The 20,560-nt window shown below is 69.1% G+C and carries 20 protein-coding genes; 7 read left to right on the top strand and 13 right to left on the bottom strand.

Annotated features, from left to right (window positions below):
• Nucleotides 1-16 precede the first annotated feature (16 nt).
• Nucleotides 17-592: a hypothetical protein gene (locus tag ACFYW9_RS39400; RefSeq protein WP_389159844.1), complete on the bottom strand. Its 576-nt coding sequence runs from the start codon at nt 590-592 to the stop codon at nt 17-19.
• 775 nt (nt 593-1,367) lie between these two features.
• On the opposite strand from ACFYW9_RS39400, the gene ACFYW9_RS39395 reads away from it, so the two are divergent.
• The gene (locus ACFYW9_RS39395; RefSeq protein WP_051785030.1) at nt 1,368-1,727 is read left to right on the top strand and encodes a hypothetical protein; all 360 of its coding nucleotides are present in this window, start codon (nt 1,368-1,370) and stop codon (nt 1,725-1,727) included.
• A 172-nt stretch (nt 1,728-1,899) separates the two neighbouring features.
• Here the strand turns inward: ACFYW9_RS39395 and ACFYW9_RS39390 are convergent, their stop codons facing one another.
• Nucleotides 1,900-2,460: a TetR/AcrR family transcriptional regulator gene (locus ACFYW9_RS39390; protein WP_030817653.1), complete on the bottom strand. Its 561-nt coding sequence runs from the start codon at nt 2,458-2,460 to the stop codon at nt 1,900-1,902.
• Nucleotides 2,461-2,574: 114 nt separating this feature from the next.
• Here ACFYW9_RS39390 and ACFYW9_RS39385 point away from each other — a divergent pair, with 114 nt between their 5' ends.
• The 4 genes from ACFYW9_RS39385 (at nt 2,575) to ACFYW9_RS39370 (ending at nt 6,417) form a co-directional block, all read left to right on the top strand.
• Nucleotides 2,575-3,267: an SDR family oxidoreductase gene (locus ACFYW9_RS39385; protein ID WP_030817655.1), complete on the top strand. Its 693-nt coding sequence runs from the start codon at nt 2,575-2,577 to the stop codon at nt 3,265-3,267.
• A 57-nt stretch (nt 3,268-3,324) separates the two neighbouring features.
• A complete protein-coding gene (locus ACFYW9_RS39380) occupies nt 3,325-4,380 on the top strand; it encodes an aldo/keto reductase (protein ID WP_386382551.1) in 1,056 nt (351 codons plus the stop codon).
• Between the two features lie 146 nt (nt 4,381-4,526).
• Nucleotides 4,527-5,552 (top strand): NADP-dependent oxidoreductase, encoded by a 1,026-nt coding sequence (locus tag ACFYW9_RS39375; RefSeq protein ID WP_030817659.1) that lies wholly within the window; start codon nt 4,527-4,529, stop codon nt 5,550-5,552.
• The gene (locus ACFYW9_RS39370) at nt 5,545-6,417 is read left to right on the top strand and encodes an alpha/beta fold hydrolase (protein ID WP_030895920.1); all 873 of its coding nucleotides are present in this window, start codon (nt 5,545-5,547) and stop codon (nt 6,415-6,417) included. Before ACFYW9_RS39375 ends, ACFYW9_RS39370 begins: the two co-directional genes overlap by 8 nt.
• Nucleotides 6,418-6,693: 276 nt before the next feature.
• On the opposite strand, the gene ACFYW9_RS39365 is transcribed toward ACFYW9_RS39370, so the two are convergent.
• The 10 genes from ACFYW9_RS39365 to ACFYW9_RS39320 all read right to left on the bottom strand — a co-directional run bounded on the left by ACFYW9_RS39365 (nt 6,694) and on the right by ACFYW9_RS39320 (nt 17,612).
• Complete coding sequence (locus tag ACFYW9_RS39365) at nt 6,694-7,191, bottom strand: hypothetical protein (RefSeq protein WP_389159843.1); 498 nt, start codon at nt 7,189-7,191, stop codon at nt 6,694-6,696.
• A 1-nt stretch (nt 7,192) separates the two neighbouring features.
• Entirely contained in the window at nt 7,193-9,373 is a 2,181-nt protein-coding gene (locus ACFYW9_RS39360) for a site-specific integrase (RefSeq protein WP_389159842.1), read from the bottom strand.
• Entirely contained in the window at nt 9,370-10,560 is a 1,191-nt protein-coding gene (locus ACFYW9_RS39355) for a hypothetical protein (RefSeq protein WP_389159841.1), read from the bottom strand. The genes ACFYW9_RS39360 and ACFYW9_RS39355 overlap by 4 nt, the downstream gene beginning before the upstream one ends.
• 64 nt (nt 10,561-10,624) lie before the next feature.
• Entirely contained in the window at nt 10,625-11,149 is a 525-nt protein-coding gene (locus tag ACFYW9_RS39350) for a hypothetical protein (RefSeq protein ID WP_389159840.1), read from the bottom strand.
• Nucleotides 11,149-12,534, bottom strand: coding sequence for a site-specific integrase (locus ACFYW9_RS39345; protein ID WP_389159839.1), 1,386 nt, complete (start codon nt 12,532-12,534; stop codon nt 11,149-11,151). Before ACFYW9_RS39345 ends, ACFYW9_RS39350 begins: the two co-directional genes overlap by 1 nt.
• A gap of 162 nt (nt 12,535-12,696) precedes the next feature.
• Nucleotides 12,697-13,482 (bottom strand): MFS transporter, encoded by a 786-nt coding sequence (locus ACFYW9_RS39340; RefSeq protein ID WP_389159838.1) that lies wholly within the window; start codon nt 13,480-13,482, stop codon nt 12,697-12,699.
• On the bottom strand, nt 13,466-14,503 hold the full coding sequence (locus ACFYW9_RS39335) for a phosphotransferase enzyme family protein (RefSeq protein ID WP_389159837.1): 1,038 nt from the start codon (nt 14,501-14,503) through the stop codon (nt 13,466-13,468). The genes ACFYW9_RS39340 and ACFYW9_RS39335 overlap by 17 nt, the downstream gene beginning before the upstream one ends.
• Nucleotides 14,500-15,039: an HIT family protein gene (locus ACFYW9_RS39330; protein ID WP_389159836.1), complete on the bottom strand. Its 540-nt coding sequence runs from the start codon at nt 15,037-15,039 to the stop codon at nt 14,500-14,502. Before ACFYW9_RS39330 ends, ACFYW9_RS39335 begins: the two co-directional genes overlap by 4 nt.
• Nucleotides 15,039-17,039 carry an ATP-binding cassette domain-containing protein gene (locus tag ACFYW9_RS39325; RefSeq protein WP_389159835.1) on the bottom strand — a complete coding sequence of 667 codons (2,001 nt, stop codon included), beginning with the start codon at nt 17,037-17,039 and terminating at the stop codon, nt 15,039-15,041. Before ACFYW9_RS39325 ends, ACFYW9_RS39330 begins: the two co-directional genes overlap by 1 nt.
• A 405-nt stretch (nt 17,040-17,444) precedes the next feature.
• Nucleotides 17,445-17,612 (bottom strand): hypothetical protein, encoded by a 168-nt coding sequence (locus ACFYW9_RS39320; protein WP_389159834.1) that lies wholly within the window; start codon nt 17,610-17,612, stop codon nt 17,445-17,447.
• A 100-nt stretch (nt 17,613-17,712) separates the two neighbouring features.
• Here ACFYW9_RS39320 and ACFYW9_RS39315 point away from each other — a divergent pair, with 100 nt between their 5' ends.
• Nucleotides 17,713-18,282 (top strand): histidine phosphatase family protein, encoded by a 570-nt coding sequence (locus tag ACFYW9_RS39315; RefSeq protein ID WP_389159833.1) that lies wholly within the window; start codon nt 17,713-17,715, stop codon nt 18,280-18,282.
• A 46-nt stretch (nt 18,283-18,328) separates the two neighbouring features.
• Here the strand turns inward: ACFYW9_RS39315 and ACFYW9_RS39310 are convergent, their stop codons facing one another.
• Nucleotides 18,329-19,462, bottom strand: a complete 1,134-nt coding sequence (locus ACFYW9_RS39310; RefSeq protein WP_389159832.1) for an IS630 family transposase — start codon at nt 19,460-19,462, stop codon at nt 18,329-18,331.
• 136 nt (nt 19,463-19,598) lie between these two features.
• On the opposite strand from ACFYW9_RS39310, the gene ACFYW9_RS39305 reads away from it, so the two are divergent.
• A protein-coding gene (locus ACFYW9_RS39305; protein ID WP_389159854.1) for an IS5 family transposase occupies nt 19,599-20,458 on the top strand; the annotation gives its coding sequence in 2 pieces (ribosomal slippage) (nt 19,599-19,965 and nt 19,965-20,458; 861 coding nt in all).
• The last annotated feature ends 102 nt before the right edge of the window (nt 20,459-20,560 follow it).

The following is a 20,560-nucleotide window of genomic DNA, read 5'->3' as shown; positions in this document are numbered from 1 at the left end:
GTGTCCGGGTTCGTGCTCACGGGCCACCTTCCGAAGAGCGGTCGTGCCGCACCTCCACGGCGACTGCGGGATTGGGGACGATCGGCCCCGGCGGCGTCGGGGGTGTGAGGGCCTCGGCTGAAGGAAGAGCAACGGTGGGTGAGCCGGGCATTTCCGGCAGGCTGCGCAGCGGGGATCGGCAGAGGACCACGAGGGGGACGACGAGGAGGCAGGTGCCGACGACCAGGGTGGGGCGCACACCGATCCAGGTGCCGAGCCCGCCGGCGAGGAGCGCGGCCGCCGGCCGCCCGCCGGAGGTGAGCCAGGTACTCACGGCCTGCATCCGGGCCTGCATGCCGTCGGCGGTGACGACCTGGCGAATGGTGCGCTGGGTCGTCCCCGCGGCCGCGGCACAGGCCAGATGAAGGAAGAGGGCGGCACCGACGGCGAACTGCCAGACTGGGCCAGGGGAGGCCAGAAGCAGAGGGATCTGGGTGAGCGGGGTGATTGCGAGCGCGGCGAGCATCATCGGCCCGGGCCCGTACCGCGCCGCGAGTGACGGGGCGGCCAGAGCCCCGGCCGCCGCGCCCAGGGCTCCGATGCCCAGAACCACGCCGAAAGCGGTCGCGCTCAGTGCAAGGGATCGGAGCAGGTTTGTTCTCGCAGAGACCGTGTCCCTCGCAGGTCGTGTCGCTTTGGGCTAGAGCCGAGCCTGTGGTGCGTGTCGCACTATGACGGAGCACGGTGTCCGATTCCCCGCTGTGGGTGTGGCGAACATCATGTCTCACCGAACTCGGCGGCCGAGGAGAACTCTACGGGCGGGAGGCGCCCGGGCGGTTCGTTTCGGGGCTGCCCGCTGATGCGTTGTCTGGTGTCAGGAGATGCGGCAGGTTTCGCAGGTGCTCTGCATCCCGGCTCGCGGCCCGTGGCCGTGGAGGCGGAAGCGGCCGGGCTTGACGCAGGTGTCGCAGGCGCGTTCGGAAGCACGCTCGCCCGTTCGGCGAACTTACCTTCGCGATCACCCTCTTGAAAGCGGCCGGCGTCTCCAGTACCAGGGCACTCCGCCATCACCCGGCTGCCCGCCCGGGGCTAACGGCTCACGAGAGACGTCGCGCACCTGACCCCAGCCGGACGGTGACGTCCTCGGAAGTCAGGGGGGGTGCTCCGCGGAGCACTGGACGGTGACGTGGACCGGGGCGCCACAGTCAGCGTGAGTTACGTCCAGGACGGGGCCCGGGCTCTCGGGGCCGACGGCGTACGTCTCGCCCCACTGGCTGAGCGCCACCAGGACGGGCCACAGAACGCTCTTCCTCTACGCCAAGACCAAGGGCGAGCTCCTCCTGCTCGTCCAGAACTCCCTCGACGCCGAAGCCCTCAAGCGAGGCCGGGTGGACGCCGAGAACATCCCGGACACGCTGGACGCCGTGATGGCGATCGTCCGGCCGGTCGTCGAATGCAACCGGACCCAGGTCGACAACGGGCGCGTCTACCTGCGCGAGATGGTCTTCGGCGACCCCGCCGAGCCCCACCACGGCGAAGCCCTCGCCATCACCGGGCAGACCGAGAATGCCGTCGCCGCCGTGCTGTGCCGGGACGCACAGGTCAGCGAGGCGGACGCGGCAATGGCGGCGCGCGTCGTGTCCGCCGTCACGTTCCTCGCGATGGCAGCGAGTGTGAACGTCGCCGCGAGCGTCGACGAGAGCGTGCGCGACATCCGGGAGCAGATCGCAGTCCTGCTGACGCGTTGACGTCGGCTGCGCAACTTCCACTTCACGAGCATGCGGCCCGGGGACTGACCGCTGTCCGGCGCAAGGTGAGGCCGGTGCGCCAGGCGTCGGCGGCCTTCTCCCACCGCCTCCGCCCGGCCACGGACGCCTCGTCGCCCAGTGCCGTCGATGTGCACCCGCACCGCGCCCTTGATCAGCCTGCTTCGGTCAAGGCTGCGCGCGCGGCGGCGAGGATCTCCTCGGAGAGCGGGGAGCCGTTGGTGGCCCGGGACAGGACCAGCGCTCCGAACAGGGTGCAGAGGCGGACGATGCCGTCCTGGTCGTCGGTGGCGAGGAAGTCGGCGAAGTCGGCCACCCCCTCGGTGTAGACGCGACGGGCCTCACGTCCCCCGCCTTCGCGCGCGATGTCGGAGGCGAGCGCGGCGACCGGACAGCCGTCCGCCGGGCCGTCACGGTGCTCGACGGAGAGGTAGGTGTCGATCAGCACCTGCTGGGCGGCGTCGCGCCGCCCTTCATACCGCTCAAGTCCCTCGGTGTAGCGCCGGGCGAGCTCGGCGAAGGCGTGGGCGGTGGCCTCGTCGACGAGCGCCTCCTTGGAGGCGAACTGCTTGTAGAAGGCGCCGTGGGTCAGACCGGCCGCCTTCATCAGGTCGGCGACGCTGACCTGCGTGCCCTGCTCCCGGAACAACCGGGAGGCGGTGTCCACCACCCGCCTGCGATTTTCCTGCGCCTGCGCCTGCGATACGCGGCCCATGGCCACCTCCCGTTTGGATGTCGACTGGCATCTATCGTAACTCCATGTTTAGATTGATTGCGTAATCTAATTCGTGTGGGTTGCCGTCGGCACCCGTCAGGACCAGGAGCAGGCATGGAACTCAAGAACGCGGTCGCGGTCGTCACCGGCGCAAACCGGGGGCTCGGGCGGCACCTGGCAGCCCAGCTCGTCGAGCGTGGCGCGAAGGTGTACGGCGCGGCCCGACGCCCCGAGGCGGTTGACGTGCCCGGCGTCATCCCGCTGCGGCTGGACGTCACGGACGAGGCGTCGATACAGGAGGCCGCCCGCGTGGCGTCCGACGCGACACTGCTGATCAACAACGCGGGCATCTCCACCGGCGTGACGCTGATCGGAGGCGACGTGGCTGAGGTGCGCCGGGAGATGGAGACCAACTTCTTCGGCCCGCTCGCCGCGACCCGCGCATTCGCCCCCGTCATCGAGGGCAACGGCGGCGGCGCCGTACTCAACGTCCTGTCCGCCCTGTCCTGGTTCCACCCGGCGGGCCTCGGCTCCTACGCGGCCTCCAAGGCCGCCGCCTGGGCGCTGAGCGACGCGACCCGTGAGGAGCTGGCACCGCGCGGGATCACCGTCTCGGCGCTGCACGTCGGTTACATGGACACCGACATGGCCGCCGGCGTGCCTGCCGATCAGAAGGTCGCCGCCCCCGACGTCGCGGCCCAGGCCCTGTCCGGCATCGAGACCGGCCTGCCCGAGATCCTCGCCGACGAGACCAGCCGGTACGTCAAGCAGACCCTGTCCGCGGCACCCCAGCCGAACGCGGGCTGACGCTCACCCCTCCACCCCGGCGCGGCCGCCTTCCCACCCCTCAGGCAAGGACATCTCATGCGTTACACGACCTTCGGACACCGGACCGGACTGCGCGTCTCTGAGTACACGCTCGGCACCGCGAACTTCGGCACCGGCTGGGGCGCAGGCGCCGAGCCGGACGAGGCACGCCGGATCTTCGACCGGTTCGCCGAAGCAGGCGGCACCTTCCTCGACAGCGCGGACGGCTACCAGTTCGGCGAGTCGGAGGAACTGACCGGAAAGCTGATCTCCGCCGACCGCGACCACTTCGTCCTGGCCACGAAGTTCACCCTCGGCGCCGCCCCGCAGCCGGACATCTCCAGGACCGGCAACAGCCGCAAGAACATGGTCGCCTCGGTGGAGGCCAGCCTGAAGCGCCTGGGCACCGACTACATCGACCTGCTGTGGGTGCACTTTCCCGACGAGCTCACTCCGATGGAGGAGCTCCTGCGCGGACTCGACGACCTGGTGAGCGCCGGCAAGATCCACCACGCCGCGCTGTCCAACTTCCCCGCCTGGCGCGTCTCGCGCGCGGTAACCCTCGCGGACCAGAAAGACTGGGCTCCGATCGTGGGCATCCAGCACGAGTACAGCCTCGTCGAACGCACCGCCGACCGCGAACTCCTGCCCATGGCCGAGAGCCTCGGCCTGGGCGCCGCCCTGTGGTCCCCGCTCGGCGGCGGACTGCTCACCGGCAAATACCGCAGCTCCGCCGAGGGGCGCCTGAGCGACCTGGGCATGGTCATCCACACCGAGAGCACCGGCCAGAAGACCGCCGTCGTCGACACCGTCCTGGCCATCGCCGAGGAGACCGGCGTGACACCCGCCCAGGTGGCGGTCGCCTGGGTGCGCGAGCGCGCCACCCGCTCCGTGGCCACCCTCGTCCCGATCATCGGCCCGCGCAACCTCTCCCAGCTCGACAGCTACCTCGGCGCCCTCGACGTCCAGCTGACCGACGAGCAATACACCCGCCTGACCGAGGTCAGCGCGGTGCCGCTCGGCGTGCCCCACGAGGGGATCACCGCCTCCCTGGACCGCCTCCAGGGAGGCACCGCCGACCGCGTCATCGCCCCAGCCGTGCCGGTCGCCTGATGAGTGAACGCGGCTGAGGACGCAACGCGCCCGCGCCGCAGCCAGAAAGACAACACAAACTATTTCAAAAAGTACGGCGGCCATTCGGGATGCGCCCGCCGCCGAGATACCCGCCCCCCCAGAAACGCTTTGCTTAGGAGTGCTCCGTGAAGGCCTTCGTCCTCGAGAGGTACGGCTCCCCCTTGCGGGAGGTCGAGATGCCCGTACCGGTCCCCGCCCCCCATGAGGTGCTCGTGCGCATGGTCGCGTCGGGCGTCAACCATGCCGACGAGCGGCTCCGCTCCGGCGAGTTCAAGGCAATCTTCCCGTTCCGGCTACCCAAAGTCATGGGCGGTGAGCTCTCCGGCGAGGTCGTTGAGGCCGGCTCCGCGGTACGAGACGTCGCCGTGGGCGACCATGTGTACGGCTATGTCGACTTGGCGGCCACGGGCACCTTCTCCGAGTTCGTCGCGGTCGACGCCGCCACGATGGCACCCGTACCCCGGTCTGTGAGCCTGGTCGAGGCCGCGGGGCTTCCAGTCGTCGCGCTCACGGCCTGGCAGGCCCTCGTCGAGATGGGCAAGGTGAAGAAGGGCCAGACCGTCCTCATCCACGGCGGGACCGGTGGCGTGGGATCGGTCGCGATCCAGCTCGCCAAGCACCTGGGCTGCACCGTCGCCACCACCGTCTCGACGGCGAACATCGCAGCCGCCCGAGAGCTTGGTGCCGACATCGTCATCGACTACCGCCACGACGACCTCGCGCAGAGCCTCGCCGGCACGCCCGTCGACCTCGTCCTCGACACCCAGGGCGGAGCCACGCTGCAGGCTTCCCTCGGTGTGCTGCGCCCCGGCGGCACCGTCATCGGCATCACGGGCCCGCCCGACCCGGCCTTCGCGCGGCGCGTCGGCGTCAACCCCGTCGTCCGGCTCGCCATCCGGGCCCTGAGTGCCCGTACTCGCCGCCGGGCACGCGCGCTCGGGGTCACCTACCGCTTCCTGTTCATCACACCCGATAGCGCCGCGCTGCGCCAGGTCGCCGGGCTGGTCGACGACGGGGTGCTGCGCCCGATCATCGACCGGGCGCTCCCATTCGACCAGACCCCGCGAGCTCTCGACGAGGCGCTCGCCGGCGGCACACGCGGCAAGGTCCTGGTCACCACCGACCCGAAGGCGGTGACCAACCGTGGCTGAGTCCAACGTCCGTCCCCGCCCGACCACGTGGGCCACGGCGCCCAACCGCCGCATCGTCGTAGGTTCGAACACGCTCGTATACCGCGACCTCGGCCCCGAGAACGGCGTCCCGCTGGTCCTGCTCACTCACCTGGGCGCCACGCTCGACGAGTGGGATCCCCGATTTGTCGACGCGCTCGCCCGCGACCGCCGCATCGTCGCGCTCGACCTCCCCGGGGTCGGCGGATCCACCGGCCGTGTCCCAGGCACCGTCGCCGCGATGGCGCGTGCGGCGGAGGGGTTCGTAGCCGCCCTCGGCCTGACCCAGATGGACCTGCTCGGATTCTCGCTCGGCGGCTTCGTCGCCCAGCAGGTGGCCCTCGATGCGCCGGGGCTCGTGCGCCGCCTCGTCCTGGCCGGAACCGGCCCCGCCGGGGGCACTGGCATCGACCGTCCGACAGGTGGAGCCTACGTCTACTGGGACATGGCTCGTGCCGCGATGGCCCGCACCGATGCCAAGGAGTTCCTGTTCTTTCCCCGCACTCCAGCGGGCAAGGCGGCAGCCAAGGCTTACCTCGCGCGCTTGCGCGAGCGCGTGATGGACCGTGACACCCCCATTACACTGTCGTCCTTTCACCGCCAGATCACCACCATCCGGGGCTGGGGCCGGGCTGAGCCGCAGGACCTCTCCCGCATCGGCGCCCCGACGCTCATCGCCAACGGCGACCACGACCGCATGGTCCCCACCGAGCTGTCCCACGACATGCACGCCCGCATTCCCGGCAGCACGCTGATCATCTACCCAGGGGCCGGGCACGGCGGCGTCTTCCAACACGTCGACGAGTTCGTCGACGCCGTGCGAGCCCACCTCCACACCGACAGCTGACATCGGCTCCTCCGCCCGCACCCTCGGCCTGGCCGACCTCGCCCTCCGCCGGGCCGGGGTGGGCCTGTACGACGGCGGCCACCCGACAGCAGCAAACGGCTCGGCCAGATCAACGACCTCCTGCGGCGTTGGAGCCAGGAGAGGCGGCTGGTGACGACCTGGACGCGGTAGGCGACAGCGCGCGTCCTCGTGCAGACGAGTAGATTCCCAGAGCACACCAGAGGCGGTTGCCCGGCATACATCGGCCAGGCAGCCGCCCCCTGCATACCATTACGCTCAGCTACACGATCCGTACGGTGCATTCGCACCTGAACTGTTCGGCAGAGCACGAACATTCGACGGCGTGGCCAAGACATCGCGAAGCCGCTCGATCTCCATCCGCTGGGCGGCGATCTGCGACAGAGCCCGCTCCCTGAAGTCAGCGAGCCCCTCGATCTGCGCGTCACTCGCGGCGAGGCGTTCCTTCAGTCTGGATACCTGTTCCTTGAGGCGCTCGATCTGTGCAGCCCGCGGGTCCGGAATCACGCCCGTTTCCCGAAGCTCGGTCAACCGGCGTTCGAACTCCTCCGCCAGGTGTTGGTAGGGGCCAGGCCGCGGCGAGCCGTCTCGGTTCTTCTTGGGATAGAAGCCGGTGCGGGCGACCCTGGCCTGGGTCGCGAGGGTTTTGATGTCGCACTTGCCGCCCGGGGGAACGTCACCGGCAAGGAGCCGTTCCATGACATGCCTGATGGCCGTCTCGTTGTTCCGCCGGGTCTCGTCGCTGATGCGGGCCACGTCATGCCCCCGTTCCGGAGAGGGCGTCGATCTCGGCCAGCACCCGTTCATCGCGGGCGAGTTCCGTACGCAGCCGGGTCTTCTCCGTCCGCTGTGCGCGTCCGATGGTGGCGATGAAGACCTTCTTGCTGTCGGCGCTGGCCGCCCAAACCGGGCGGTGCCCGGCATGGTGAGTGGCCTGGGGACACCGCGCTGAATCGCACATGCCGATCAAGGGCTCTGTCGCCCCACGGGCGTGGGTCCCTGCGAGCTTGAGACACAGCGCCTTGGACGGATCGAGGAACCAGCAGTAGTTCGCTGGCCCCAGGTGCAGGGCCTTGGCCCGCTTGGCGAGCAGGTTCGTCACCTCCTGGTCGCTGCGCTTGATGTTCGGCGCCCCGGAGGAATCCAGCTGTTCGTCGACGAACGCGAAGAAGTCCAGGAGGTCGCTGGCGCCAGGCCCCGCAGGCCGGATACCGTTCCGGTAGTCGTGGAATGCGTCCAGGGCGACGCGCATCTTGTGCTCTCGCTCCTCTTGGCCGAACTCGGCCATCAGCACCGACTGGGCCCCACCGGGGCGGTCCGCATAGCCCTCGGTGGTGACCACGGAAATGTGCTTGAGATGGATCTTGGCGGCCAGCAGACCACCGGGTCGGTGCGCCATTTCCACCGCGAGGGTTCTCCGTAGCATCCTCAGACTGACCGGCACCTCGGGGATCGGCGCCAGCCCAAGTCGACGGCCGTCTGAGCCATTGACCCAGGTCAGGAACCATTCGTACGGAGTGAAGAAGGAGAGCGACTTGAACAGGTGACCGTCGCTCTTCACCGGGTCAGCGAGGGAGGCGGCTACGCCGGCGGTGTCGTACGCCTGCTTGATGGTCACCCACTGATCGTGTTCACCACCCAGCTTCCGGCCCTTAATGACCTTGCCCTTCAGGCGGTACCGGACGCGGCCCTCGCCGAGCTGCTCGGGAGGCAGGCGGCAGCCGTCGGTCAGCTCAGCCAGTTCACTCTTCCGCATGCCGGTCAGTGCGGCGAGCGCGATCAGGCAGGCGGTGCGGGCCCGCGAGAGCTGCATTCGGGCCTCGGTGGTGTTCATCGGCAAGGTCCAGGGGACACTGCCCCGTCCGTCCGCGCGCTCCACCAAGGCGGCCGTCCGGCCCCAGCGTTTGGACAGGCCGACTTCCCTGACGGCCTTCTCAAGGTGGCCGCGCAGCGTGGGCAGCCACGTGTAGTGGAAGGCGTGCCGTCCGGTCTCGTGGGCGAGGGAGATCAGGTTCACCCGTAGCAGCGGATCGTCCGGATCCCAGCCGTCCGCCAGCCGCTCGGCTACGACGTGATCGAGGGCGACATCGAACGGATCAGCCTCCTGTATGTGGCGGTCGATGGCCTGCGCGACCTCGACCCTCCAGTCCGGACGCTCACGGTTGTTGCGGCCCGGCCGGTTCGGCACCATCTCCTGCAACTGTTGCTGCAGCTCCATGACGTGCGGTGCCAGCACCTCCACCACGTACAGGGCCGCCGCGACGAGCGGTTGGAAGACGTCGTTGCTCAACGGCGGTGTCGTGTTGCCCGTCCGGCGGACCATCCCGGCGACGGAGTACGCCGTGCGTCGCCCCCACGGACGGAAGGCCGACACGTAGCCGTCGGCCGAGAACAGCTCCTTGTAGTAGCCCAGCTCCTGGATGACCGCCACAACGTCCATGCGGTAGCCGGGGCTGCTATCGCGGATCACGACGCCGTGCTTGTCCCGTACCTTCTTGCGAAGCTCCAGGTAGGCAGCGCAGTGCTGCTGGGTGACCTCCCCAAGATTGTCCACGCCCTGTTCGGTGAGCCAGTTCAGCCAGCCGGTCAGCACGGTCAGCCGCCCATGCACCGTGGCAATCAGCACCGGCGTTCGGTAGGCGTGGGCAAGTTCCCGCACCGCGGGGTGGTCCGGTGCGAGCCGGGCGAAGATGAACTCCTTCGCGAGTTCCCTCCACTGAGGATTGAGGATCTCGGTGAAGGACAAGATCCGCGCGTACCGCGCAAGGTGCCGCGGCAGCCCGATGACGCCGGTGAAGTCCCAGATTGCGTCGTCGAAGTGAGGATGCGGCCCCGCGCCGTGGACCGGCAGACCGGCCGCGGCGCACACGTCTTCACCTCGAAAGACGGAACGCGAAAAGGCAGCCGCGAGGCCGGTGGGCCGGTGCAGGGTGGTCATACGGTCTGCTCCTCAGGTCGCAGGGGAAGCTCGACGTCGGAGTCGGTGACCTCGGCAGCGGCTGCCCGCAGCGCGTGCTCGGAGAAATACCGGTCGGGGGTCAGGATCTCGTCGAGACGGTGGGCGTACGGGCCGAAGACGGGGATGAACTCGGCGGTGGTCATCTGCTGCCACTGGCGGGAGAAGAAAGCCCGCAGTCGCAGCAGGTTCGGCAGATGGCGGGGGGCGAACAAGGCCAGCGGGCACAGCAGGCACACCCACGGGCGTGCCGGACAGGGCTTGCCCTTCGGCCCGTGGAGCCCCGACAGCTGATCTCCACATGCCGCGGTGAATACGTCGCGTTCCCCGGACAGGAGCTGCGCCAAGGCGTTGTCATCCAGGCCGAGCCGCTTCATGTGCTCGGGATAGTTCTCCACCAGGTCGGCCATTTCAGCGGTGGCCAGCACCAGGGGCGGCAGCGCCCGGCGAACGAGGTCCTCCTGCGCCTGGGCGATGATGTCCTCCGCCGCATCGCGCTGAGCCGGCGTCGTGTTCGTCAGGTAGTGGTCCCCCTCGACGCCGGGGGACCGGTTCGGATCCAGAGTGGACCGGCGGCTGCCGCGCCAGTGCGACCGGTCTTTCAGCGCGTCGTGCGTAGTGCGGATGCGGTGCAGGTGAAGGGCCAGGGGCAGACCGTCGTCACCAGTCATCTGCGTGGGGCGCCCGTCCTCGTCGACGGCCTGGCGCCGCTCCACCCAGGCGCATATGGACAGGCGCGTCGCCGGCTTGGCCAGCCATCGCTCCCCCGACCATGTGCCGCTCGGCGTGAAACGCACCCAGAGCTCGGAGCGCAGTTCCTCGGGCGCGAAGCGGCGGGCCACCGACGAGTGATCGAGCCACTGTTCCAGCAGGCGAGTGGCCTGACGTGACAGAGCAAGGCTCTCCGCCGCCGTGCGGCCCTTGACGTAGCTGAGGAGGATCTTCTCGTCACCCGCCCACTCGATGTCTTCGAGTCCCAGGTCCGCGATCCCGTCCGGCACGACCCCGGTGTAGGCGCCGAACAGCAGCTGATAGGCGATGACCACATCCAGGGTCGGGATCAGCGGATCCAGCACCGCGCGAAGACCGACCCCGTATCTCTGCCGGAAGGGGAAGGAGCCGCGGTCTGCCATCTCGCTGACGAGCGGGTCGGGCCCGTCGTGAAGCACCAGCCAGTGATGGGCAGTGCGCTCACGGAGCGAAGCCCCTGGACCGTCAGCTGACGAAGCCTGCTCACGGGCCGCGCAGAACGCGCGGAAGGCGCCATCGACCTCGTCCCGGCAGGTACCGGATGAGCCGAGCCCATTCGGCCTCGCTGTACGGCTGGTGCGAGCCGTACCGCTCGCCCGTGTTGAACAGCCGGCCATCGACGAACGCGCGCACATCCGGCGCCAGAATCTGATCCTGGTCATCCGCGCAGCGCAACATCGCCCGCAGCGCGCTCTCCTGGGAGGATCGCACCCCTTGCCGCCAGTACCGGGCGAGGAGCGCGCGCGTCAGGTCGGATGCCCCGCCGGAGAACCCGAACTCGACCAGCCAGTCGGTGAAGCCGCGCACGGCCGTGAGGTAGAGGTCGAAGCCTCCCGCGCTGTCGACCTGTCCGTGCGGATGGACAAGATCTGTAGCGCCTTCCAGCAGAGTGCGTGCCAGCCCCGGGAGCTCCACTGGCCGCCGCACGCGTAGGCGACGGCGGTACTCCGACCCGTCGCTGAAGATGCAGTGCACCCCCAGCGGGTCAGGGGTGACGGTGGCCGGCATCAGACCACCGCTGGTTCATCGTCGAACTCAGTCTCGAGCTCCAGCTCGGCCTCTTCATCCAGCAGGCCGTACTCCTTGCCGACCCGCCGATACAGGGATGTGAACAGGCGGAGCACGTCCAGGCGGTGGAGGTAGGCTTCCGTGGTCAGTGAACTGGTATGTCCGAGCAGATCGCGCAGAATCAGCAGCGGTTCCTGGGTCCGCAGGTAGTGCGCCAGGGCGGCATCGTCATCGGTGTCGCGGACCTGCCGAGCAGCCTGCTCGTACCAGCCGCGCATCAGCCGTGCCATGGTCGCCATGGCCATGGTGTGACGCAGCCGGTGCGGATTGACGTGCGGGAATCGCGGCTCGTAGCGCTCGCGGATGCGGTCGGAGGTCCTGGCGAAGACCGTGGCCCATCCGGTGAAGGGGCGTCCCTGGCCCCACACTGACAGCAGCATCGAACCCCCCTCCGGGGCGACCAGACGCCGCCGCTCGGCAGGGCCGAGCGAGCTCCACTGGACGCGGACCCCGTTGACGCGTCCGCCCCGCTGGTCGGCGTCCGTCACGACCAGCGGCTCTCCCCAGCGGGCCGGCGGACGCCACGACGATCCGAACGTCCCCGCTGCCCGGTCGAGGGCAATGTAGGAGTGCAACTCAGCCAGTGAGCCGTAGTCGATCCACGACTCGCGGTACTTGCTTCCCTTGGTGACCCCGGACGGGACCGGGAAAGAGACCGGCACCGCAGTCCGTCGCGAGGGAAGCAGGGGCACCTCGCAGACCAGCAGATACGTGTACTCCTGGCTGCGCAGTCCGCTGGAGACGATCATTCGGCCGACCGCCGAGTTCCGGGCCAACTCCCGTCCTCGGTAGCGTAGATCCCGCTCCCCGTCGGGGCTCAGACCCGCCAACCCCTTCAGGAACATGTCCGTGAAGTCGTCGTCGAGATACTTGATCGTCACATGAGGCTCGGCCTGGCGCCGCCGTGACTGGTTGACCCGCCCGCGACGGACTTGCCCCTTGAAGGCCCAGACCGCCTGCCGGTACGTGAACGGCTCGGAGTCTGCGTACTCCTCATCCTTCGCCCACTTGTAGAACCCCGCCAAAATCCCCATGTTCTGGTTCCACGTGGACGCCTCGAAGCGATGCTTGATGGGCCCCTGAGCTCGATAGACGGAGTACGCGCCCAACGCCGCCTTCAGACGACGCCGCGTGTCGAACAGGGCGACTCCGTGCTCGGAAATGAACTCAAGCCACTCACGCACCGTACGCACGTAGTAGGGCCACGAATTCGGCGAGGGACATCCATTAGCTGGCAGCTCGCAGGCCCAGCAGTTGATCACGGTGGTGGGACGGACGCCGTTGCTGTCTTCGAAGAGAAGGTCGTCATTGAACAGCAACGGCATCCCCTCCGGGATCGCCGGCCTGAACGCAAGTCCCCAGCACTCCCAGCCTGCTGATGAGTACGTCGATTGGTGCATGGCCGATGAGTATCAATGCAACCCGACTGAGTGCAACACACAAACGAGCAGGTCAGCCGTGGTATCAGTCGGTAAGCAACACTGTCGTTAAGCGGGAACAAGCAGGTACAGCGCCCACAGGGTGTTGAGGAGCGCCAGGGCGAACGACGTCGTCGCGTTGACGAGGGTCAGTGTGCGCAGCCGGTGGTCGCCGTGCACGTAGCGCAGGCCCTCCCCGATCTCGGTGTGCAGCCGACGGCCTTCCGCTGCTGGCCGGGGGCTGCCGGGGGCCTGGATGCGGGCGGTGCACCAGGCGCTGACGAGGTAGGACAGGACATCCCCGAGAAGCGCCCGGGCCGGGCCGAGGAGCGCGGTCAGGGCGGCGCCGAGGCTGCTGCCCGCGGTGGCGGCGACCGCGAAGAGCCCGCCGGTGCGGCTGTTGCTCCGCTGGAGCAGGGACCGGTCGACCAGGCTGGGCAGGAGACTGATCGCGGCGGCATCGTGCAGCACGCCCGCCGCGCCCTGCACAGTCGCGACCACCATCAGCTGGGTCAGGGACAGCCGGTCCAGTGCGGCCGCCACTGGCACGCTGGCCAGCACGGCGGCACTGACCAGGTCGCCGGTGATCATCTGCTTCCGCTTGGAATGACGGTCGGCGAGGGCCCCGGCGTGCAACGCCAGCAGTGCGGGAGGCAGTTGACCCAGGAACGTCAACCAGGCGACCTCGGCGATGGTGGCGTCCAGTTCGAGCACCGCCAGCACGGGGATCACCATGGTGCTGATCGAGCTGCCGGTCACGCTCGCTGCCTGCCCGGTCAGGTAGCGCCGGAAGTCGCGGTGCCGCCAGAGCGACGGCCGGGCGCCGGAGGAGGAGGGGTCAGTGCAGGAGGTCATGGAGCACCTCCTCGGCTTCCGTCAGGCGCTCGCACAGTTCGGCCATGGCCGCATGCCGGTTCCGGCCGTACGCCGCGAGTTCGGGGGTGACGGCGGCCGGGTCGTCGACGGCCTCGGACAGGGGATATACCGAGCAGGCCATGTATCCGGCGGCGAGGCGGGGTACGGCGAGGAGTTCTTCGGCCGGCAGCGCTGGGTTGGCTGCCCGGTAGGCGGCGATCGCTTCGGCCAGGCCGGTGGGCCACTGCGGCTCTGCCAGGACCGTGCGCGGGTCCAGGACGATCCGCCCGAGCTCCCAGGCGGGGCTGCGGTGACCGGGCGGCCGGAAGTCGATCAATGCCGCCACCTGCTGTCCGCGCAGGAGCACGTTGGGCGAGGCCAGGTCGCCGTGGACAGTCTGCGCTGTCAAGGACGTCGGCAGCTCTTTGACCATGGCGGCCACGGCGGGCAGAGCGTCGAGCCGCCGGGTGGCGGTCTCGCGTGCCCAGGCGGGAAACCCCGAGGCGGGCGGCCTCTTGGCGAAGAGGGCGAACAACTGGTCGAGGCGCTGCCGGGCCCGTTTCACATCGCAGACTTCCCGGACGGGCACGCGGCGCGGAGGCCCGGCCGGGTGCCGGGCCAAGGTCCGATGCAACCGTCCGACCGTCTCGCCCACCGCGGCCCACCGGTCGCCGGACAGGCGGCCCTCCGCTGTCTCCGCGTTCTCGACGTACGCCGCGACCGACACCGCCATCCCGTCGGTGGCCGCGATGAGGTCACCGTTCAGGGCTTGCCGCACCACCGGCACCGGCAGGCCGCCGAGCCTCGCGAACTGGCCGAGCTCCAGCGCCCGGCGCTCCGCGTCCAGATCGGTGCCCGCCGGGTAGGCCTTCACGAACCACCGGGCTCCGTCACCGTCCCGGGCCACGTAGTTGCGGGTCGCGGTCCCCGCAGGACCTTCGTCGACCGCGGTGGGGATGATCCGGTAGAACAGCGGCAGGATCCCCGCCACGACCATCACGTTCGACTCGGCGCCGTTCATCGCCGTACCCCCGACCGGCCGGTGGAGTTCAGCAGCTGGCGCAGTGCTCGGGCATCCGCCTGCAGCTGCTCCTCGTCCTGGCGCCCGAGATCGAGCACCTCGAAGGGCAGCGGCCCGCCCGGAGCCGGGTCCGTTCCGGCTTCGCGTCGTGGAACGCAGTGCCAGTGGGCGTGCGGGATCTGGTTCCCCAGCAGCAGGTAGTTCATCTTCAGCGGCTCGTAGAGCGCCTCCACAGCCCGGCCCAGGGCGAGGACGTCGCGCCAGAACGCGGCCGCCTCCCCCTCGTGCAGTTCAGTGGGCTCGGCGACATGACGCCCGGTGTAGATCACGACGGCGTACCCGCGGACCTGACCGCTGCGCCACAGGTAGGCGTTGCTGACCTCCCCGCGCCGGACAAGGAGGCCCCAGCCGATGTCGTCGGCGGCGAAGTCGTTCGCACACATCGGACAGTCGGTGCCGTAGCGGTGGTCGGTGAAGTCCTCCGGCCAGGCGCCGGACGGCACGGGCACGGGACGGGGCTGCGCGTGGTCGGGCATCACGCCGCCTCCCCTGCCTCGGCGCGGTATCCGGCGGCCTGGAGGGTGAACATGGCGGCGTATTCGCCGCCGAGGTCCATCAGCTCCTGGTGGGTGCCGTTCTCGGTGATGCGGCCGCCGTCGAAGACGAAGATGCGGTCGCAGGCGACGACGCTCGCCAGGCGGTGGGAGATCAGCACCGTGATCTGATCGGGGCGCGGGTTGTCCCGCAGTACCGCCTCGTACACAGCGTGCTCGGCGCGGGGGTCCATGCTGGCGGTCGGCTCGTCCAGCAACAGGACAGGGGCGTTCTTGTACAGGCCGCGGGCGACGGCGACCTTCGCCCACTGGCCGGCGGACAGTTCCTGACCGCCGTGGAACCGCTTGGACAGCAACGCCTCCCACCGGCCCGGCAGCCCGGCGATGACCTGCTCGGCGCCGGAGGCCCGCGCGGCGTCCAGCGCCCGCTGGGGATCGGCCTCGGTGAGGGTCCCCCGGGAGACCGTCAGGTTGGCCAGCGCGCTGAAAGGGAAACGGACGGGGTCCTGGAGCACGCACCCCACCCGGGCCTGCAAAGACTCGGCGTCCATGTCCAGCACGTTCACACCGTCCCAGCAGACCGTGCCCCCGTCCTGGGGCTCGTACAGCCCGGCGAGGAGCCGTGCGCAGGTGGACTTGCCGGAGCCGTTGACGCCGACGAACGCCACCGTCTGTCCGGCGCGCAGCGTCATGGAGATGCCGTTGAGCGCCGGGGTGTCCTTGCCCGGATAGGTGATGGACACGTCGTCGAGCGTGATGGTCTTCACCGTCTCGGGGGCGGGCAGCCCACTGCGGCGCGGCTGGAGGTCGCGGCAGCGTTCCTGGAAGGCCAGCAGGTCATCCACCCACATGGCGTGCTCGTAGACCAGGTGGGAGACGTCGACGAGCCGGGTCAGCGAGGACTGGGCGGCCTGGATGGCGAGGACCGCGCCCGCCCCGGCGGCCAGGGGCAGCCAGCTCGCGATCAGCATGGCGCCGAGCGCCGTGTACGTGATGCCGGTACCGATCCCGCCGACGGCCCGGCCCGCCAGGGTCAGTCCGGCCGAGCTCACTCCCAGGTGGGTGTCCTCCTCGGCGATCCGTGTCGTCAGCCGGTAGTGCTCCTCCAGCAGCGCGCCCTGGGCGGTGTCCGAGCGGAGCTCGGCGGCGGCGTCCCGCTCCAGCAGCAGCCAGGAGAAGACGCGCACCCTGCGCTGCAGGGTGTTCCACCGCTTGAAGGAGTGGAAGCGGGCCCGGGCGCTACGAACGGCCGCCGCGCCGACCGGCAGCACGGACAGCAGGAGCAGCGGCAGCAAGGCGGGGTGGAGGACGCCCAGGACGCCGGCAGTGCCCACGAGCCCGAGGAGTGCCGCGGCCAGGGAGACGACCTGGCCGACGATCTGCCGGGCGTAGAACAGTCCGCGGTCGTTGGCTCGGTAGGCCTCGTCGTGCCAGTCCGCGTCGTCGACGACCTCCAGTCGCACGTGGGCGGTCAGGGTGAGGAACTCACATTCCAGCGCGGTGCGGATCTTTGGTGTCACCCTGGCCTGCGCGACGGCTACGCCCGCCTCCAGGAGCGCCCGGGCGGACAGGAAGCCGACGACGACCAGGAGTTGGGGGATGGCCGCGCGCACCCGGTCCGGGGTGGGCCCCTCGGCGAACAGTTCCCGCAGCACCGCCACCGAGGCCATGAGCCCGAACGCCGTCATCGCGGCCGATGCCAGCTGCAGGACCACGACCGCGATGGTCGCGGTTCGGTCCGTATTCCAGGCCAGTCGGCCGATCTGGCGCACGATCCGTGGCAGTCGCGCGAGGATCTGTCCCACAGTGGCCTTGGACGCGGCGCCGTCGTACACGGACCAGTACGCCTCCGTCAGGCCATCGGCGATGTCACCGTCGTGCGGCCCGCCCGGCACGGCGGCGGGCGGTAGCGGAAGTTCCGCACCGCGTGGGCCGGGCACCGCGCCCTGGCGGATGCCGTCTGCGTCGCCACCGGTGCTCATGCCCCCCACCTCGTATCCAGTCGTGCTGAGCAGCGCGCGTAGACGTCGGACTGCTGCGGTCCGCAGGTCGGGGAGGCGAGCGGGGACCGTCGCCGCTGTTCGAATCCGGGGCGATGGGCGGGAGCGGGCTCAGTGTTCATGGCGTCCTCCGTCTGGGCGGCCGGTGGTACTGGTGCTCTAAGAACGCGAGGGATCTGGGGTCGTAACGGCCCCGGACGGGCGAATCTCTCGAACGTGAATACGGACCTGGTCTCTGGGGCAAGAGCTGCCTGCCTGGTCGCTTTTGAACTCACACGTTCGAGTGGTTGACGACGTGTGGCACCCGATCAGGGGCTTGCGCGGTCCTTCCGCAGACGCTGGGCGGGACGGTCGCGCTCCAGCTCCGCCAATACCAGCTGTGGGGTGTCAAAAGGGTCTCCGTCCGTGCGGGGTGGTGGTTCCCGGCGGCGGGTCGGGCCAGTAGCCCACGGCGGCGGTCAGGATGCTGCGGGCCTCCCTGGCGAAGGCGTGCTGTTCCCGGGCGATGGCGGTGACGACGATGGTGGCGGCGTCGGTGACGGTGCAGATGCGCATCAACTCGGTCTCGGCCTGGTCCGGTTCGCGGTCGTATCCCTGCTAGTGCCGCATCAGGCAACGTTCGCCCTGTGTTCGATGTGAGATACGGTCCTCAGCCATGGGCCAATTGGTGTTGATCAGGCACGGCGAGACCGCATGGAGCCGGACCGGCCAGCATGCTGGCCGCACCGACCTGCCGCTGACCGAGGCGGGGGAGGACGCGGCGCGTGCGCTCGCACCTCGGCTGGCCGTACGGGAGTTCGCCGCCGTCTACAGCAGCCCGCTGACTCGCGCCGTGCGGACCGCCGAACTGGCGGGGCTGAGCGGCGCGGAGCCCGACACCGACCTGATCGAGTGGGACTACGGCCGCTACGAGGGGCTGACCGCCGAGCAGATCCAGGAGCTCAAGCCCGGCTGGGAGCTGTGGCGCGACGGCGTCGACGCTGGCGAGGACCTCGGGCACGTGACGGTGCGGATCGACGCCTTCCTCGGCCGGGTCCGGCCGTTGCTGGACAAGGGCGACGTGGCCGTCGTTGCGCACGGCCACCTGTCACGCATCCTCACCGCGCGCTGGCTCGGGCTCGACGCGTCGGCCGCGCGGCAGTTCGGGCACCCGCATCCGGGGACGATCAACACGCTGGGTTACGAGTACAAGCTGCCGGTCGTACTCGGGTGGAACGTGCCGTAATAGCGGCTGTCCATAGCCCGTCCAAGGTGTAGCTACTGCCGTGCCATTAAGCGACGTTGGCCCTGTCGACGACGGAGCGTAGGCGCCGGTCGTCGGCGTGGCGATTTCGCCAGATGATGTAGCGGCGGATCATGCTGCCCTGCTCCTTGTGGCTGACGTGGTCGGTGCCATCGAGGGTGAAGTACCGCAGGGCGGTGAACTGGGCTTCTATGCGGTTGAGCCAGGAGTTGTTTGCAGGGGTGTAGGCGATCTCGACGTTGTTCGCCGCGGCCCAGGTGCCGACGCGCTGGCACTTCTTCGTGGTCAGGTGCGGGGAGAAGTTGTCACTGACGATCGCGATTCGGATCTCTCGCGGGTAGAGGGTGCGCAGGTGGCGGCAGAACTCCAGGAACTGGGTGCGATTCTTGACCGGCTTGTTGTGGCCGTAGAGCTTGTCCTTGGCCAGGTCCAGGGCGGCGAACAGGTGCCGTACTCCGCCGTAGCGGTTGTAGGTCGCCCGCCGCCTGCGGCGGGGTTCGCGGTTGGGGTTCTTGTGTTTGCCGGAGCGTTCGGCCCACTGCCGGCCCGGGTGGGGCATCAGGTTGAGCGGCTCGAACTCGTCCATACATAAGACGACTTCGGGCTCGCCCTCCTCGGGTATGACCTCGCCGTCGGCGATCGCGTAGAGGTGTTCGACGCGGGCCTTCTTGGCCGCGTAGTCGGGGTCGCGGGAGGTCTTCCAGGTCTTCAAGCGTTGAAAGGAGACGCCTTCCTCGCGGAGCAGCATGCGCAGGCCCTCGTGGCTGATGTCGTCGACCACCCCCTCGGCGACCAGGAAGTCCGCCAGCTTGGTCAGGCTCCATGTCGAAAAGGGCAGGTCGTGTTCGGTCGGCTTGGACTTCGCGATCTTCTTGATCTCGCGCCGCTCGGGCAGGGCGAACGTCCTGGGCCGGCCGCCCTTGTACTTCGGATACAGGGAGTCGAAGCCGTCGGCGTTGAAGTTGTGGATCACATCCCGGACACGGTCCGCGCTGGTGAACGTCACCTCGGCAATCCTCACCACCGGCATGCCCTGCGCGGACAGCAGGACCATCTGGGCCCGCCGCCAGGTCACTACCGACCCGGTTCCCCGGCGGATGATCCGAAGCAGCCGTCTGCCTTCGTCATCGTCGATCACGCGTACACGTACTCGTTCTGCCACCCGGACAGGGTGATGGCCACGCGCCACCCGGCACAGCACCGGGACGGCGCGTCACATCACAACAGGGCAAACGTTGCCTGCTACGGCACTAGGGTCCGTCTTCAAAGATCATCAGGTGGTGGATCATGGTCGGGTGATACGCCGCCATGAACTCACCGACCTGGAGTGGGAGTTACTTGCTCCGCTCATACCGCGTGCCGCGACGGGACGACCGCGAGTGCCAGACCGGCAGGTCATCAACGGGATGGTCTACAAGATCCGGACCGGAATCTCCTGGCGTGACCTGCCGGAACGCTACGGGCCGTGGCAGACGGTCTACACCCGCTTTCGCCGCTATGCGCTGGACGGCGTGTTCACCCGGGCACTCCAGCAGATCCAGGCCGGCGCAGACGCTGTCGGCGACATCGACTGGCTCGTCCAGATCGACTCCACCATCGTCCGCGCCCACCAGCACTCGGCCGCCACCGGCCGGAAAGGGGGATCCACCGGCCGGACGAACCGGACGATCACGCCCTCGGCCGATCCCGAGGCGGACTGACCACCAAAATCCACCTCGCCTGCGACGGCCGCGGCAGGCCCCTGGCCGTCCTGCCGACACCCGGCCAACGCCACGACAGCATCTGCGCGCGTCCCCTCCTGGAACGCATTCGCGTCCCGCGCATCGGACGTGGCCGACCCCGTTGCAGACCCGACCAGGTCGTCGCCGACAAGGCTTACAGCTCTCGAGGTTTCCGCACCTACCTGCGCAAACGCGGAATTGCCTGCACCGTCGCGGAAAAGACCGACCAGAAGCGTCACCGCCACAACCGCGGCCACCGAGGAGGCCGGCCACCCGCTTTCGACCGCCAGATCTACCGTCGGCGCAACGTCGTCGAGCGCTGCTTCAACCGACTCAAGGGCTTCCGCGGCATCGCCACCAGATACGACAAAACCGCCACCTCATACGAGGCAGCGGTCAATCTCGCGTCATTCCTACTCTGGGCAAGATCCGTTTGAAGACGGACCCTAGTGACCTGAGTCAGAGATTCGGTGGCAGTAGGCGGCGACTTTGTCGAGGATCTCGTCTGCTGTTTTCGTCCAGACGAACGGTCTGGGGTG

The sequence above is a fragment of the Streptomyces sp. NPDC002698 genome (genome assembly GCF_042888945.1).
Taxonomy (GTDB): domain Bacteria; phylum Actinomycetota; class Actinomycetes; order Streptomycetales; family Streptomycetaceae; genus Streptomyces.
This window is presented reverse-complemented; position numbering and strand designations above follow the sequence as displayed.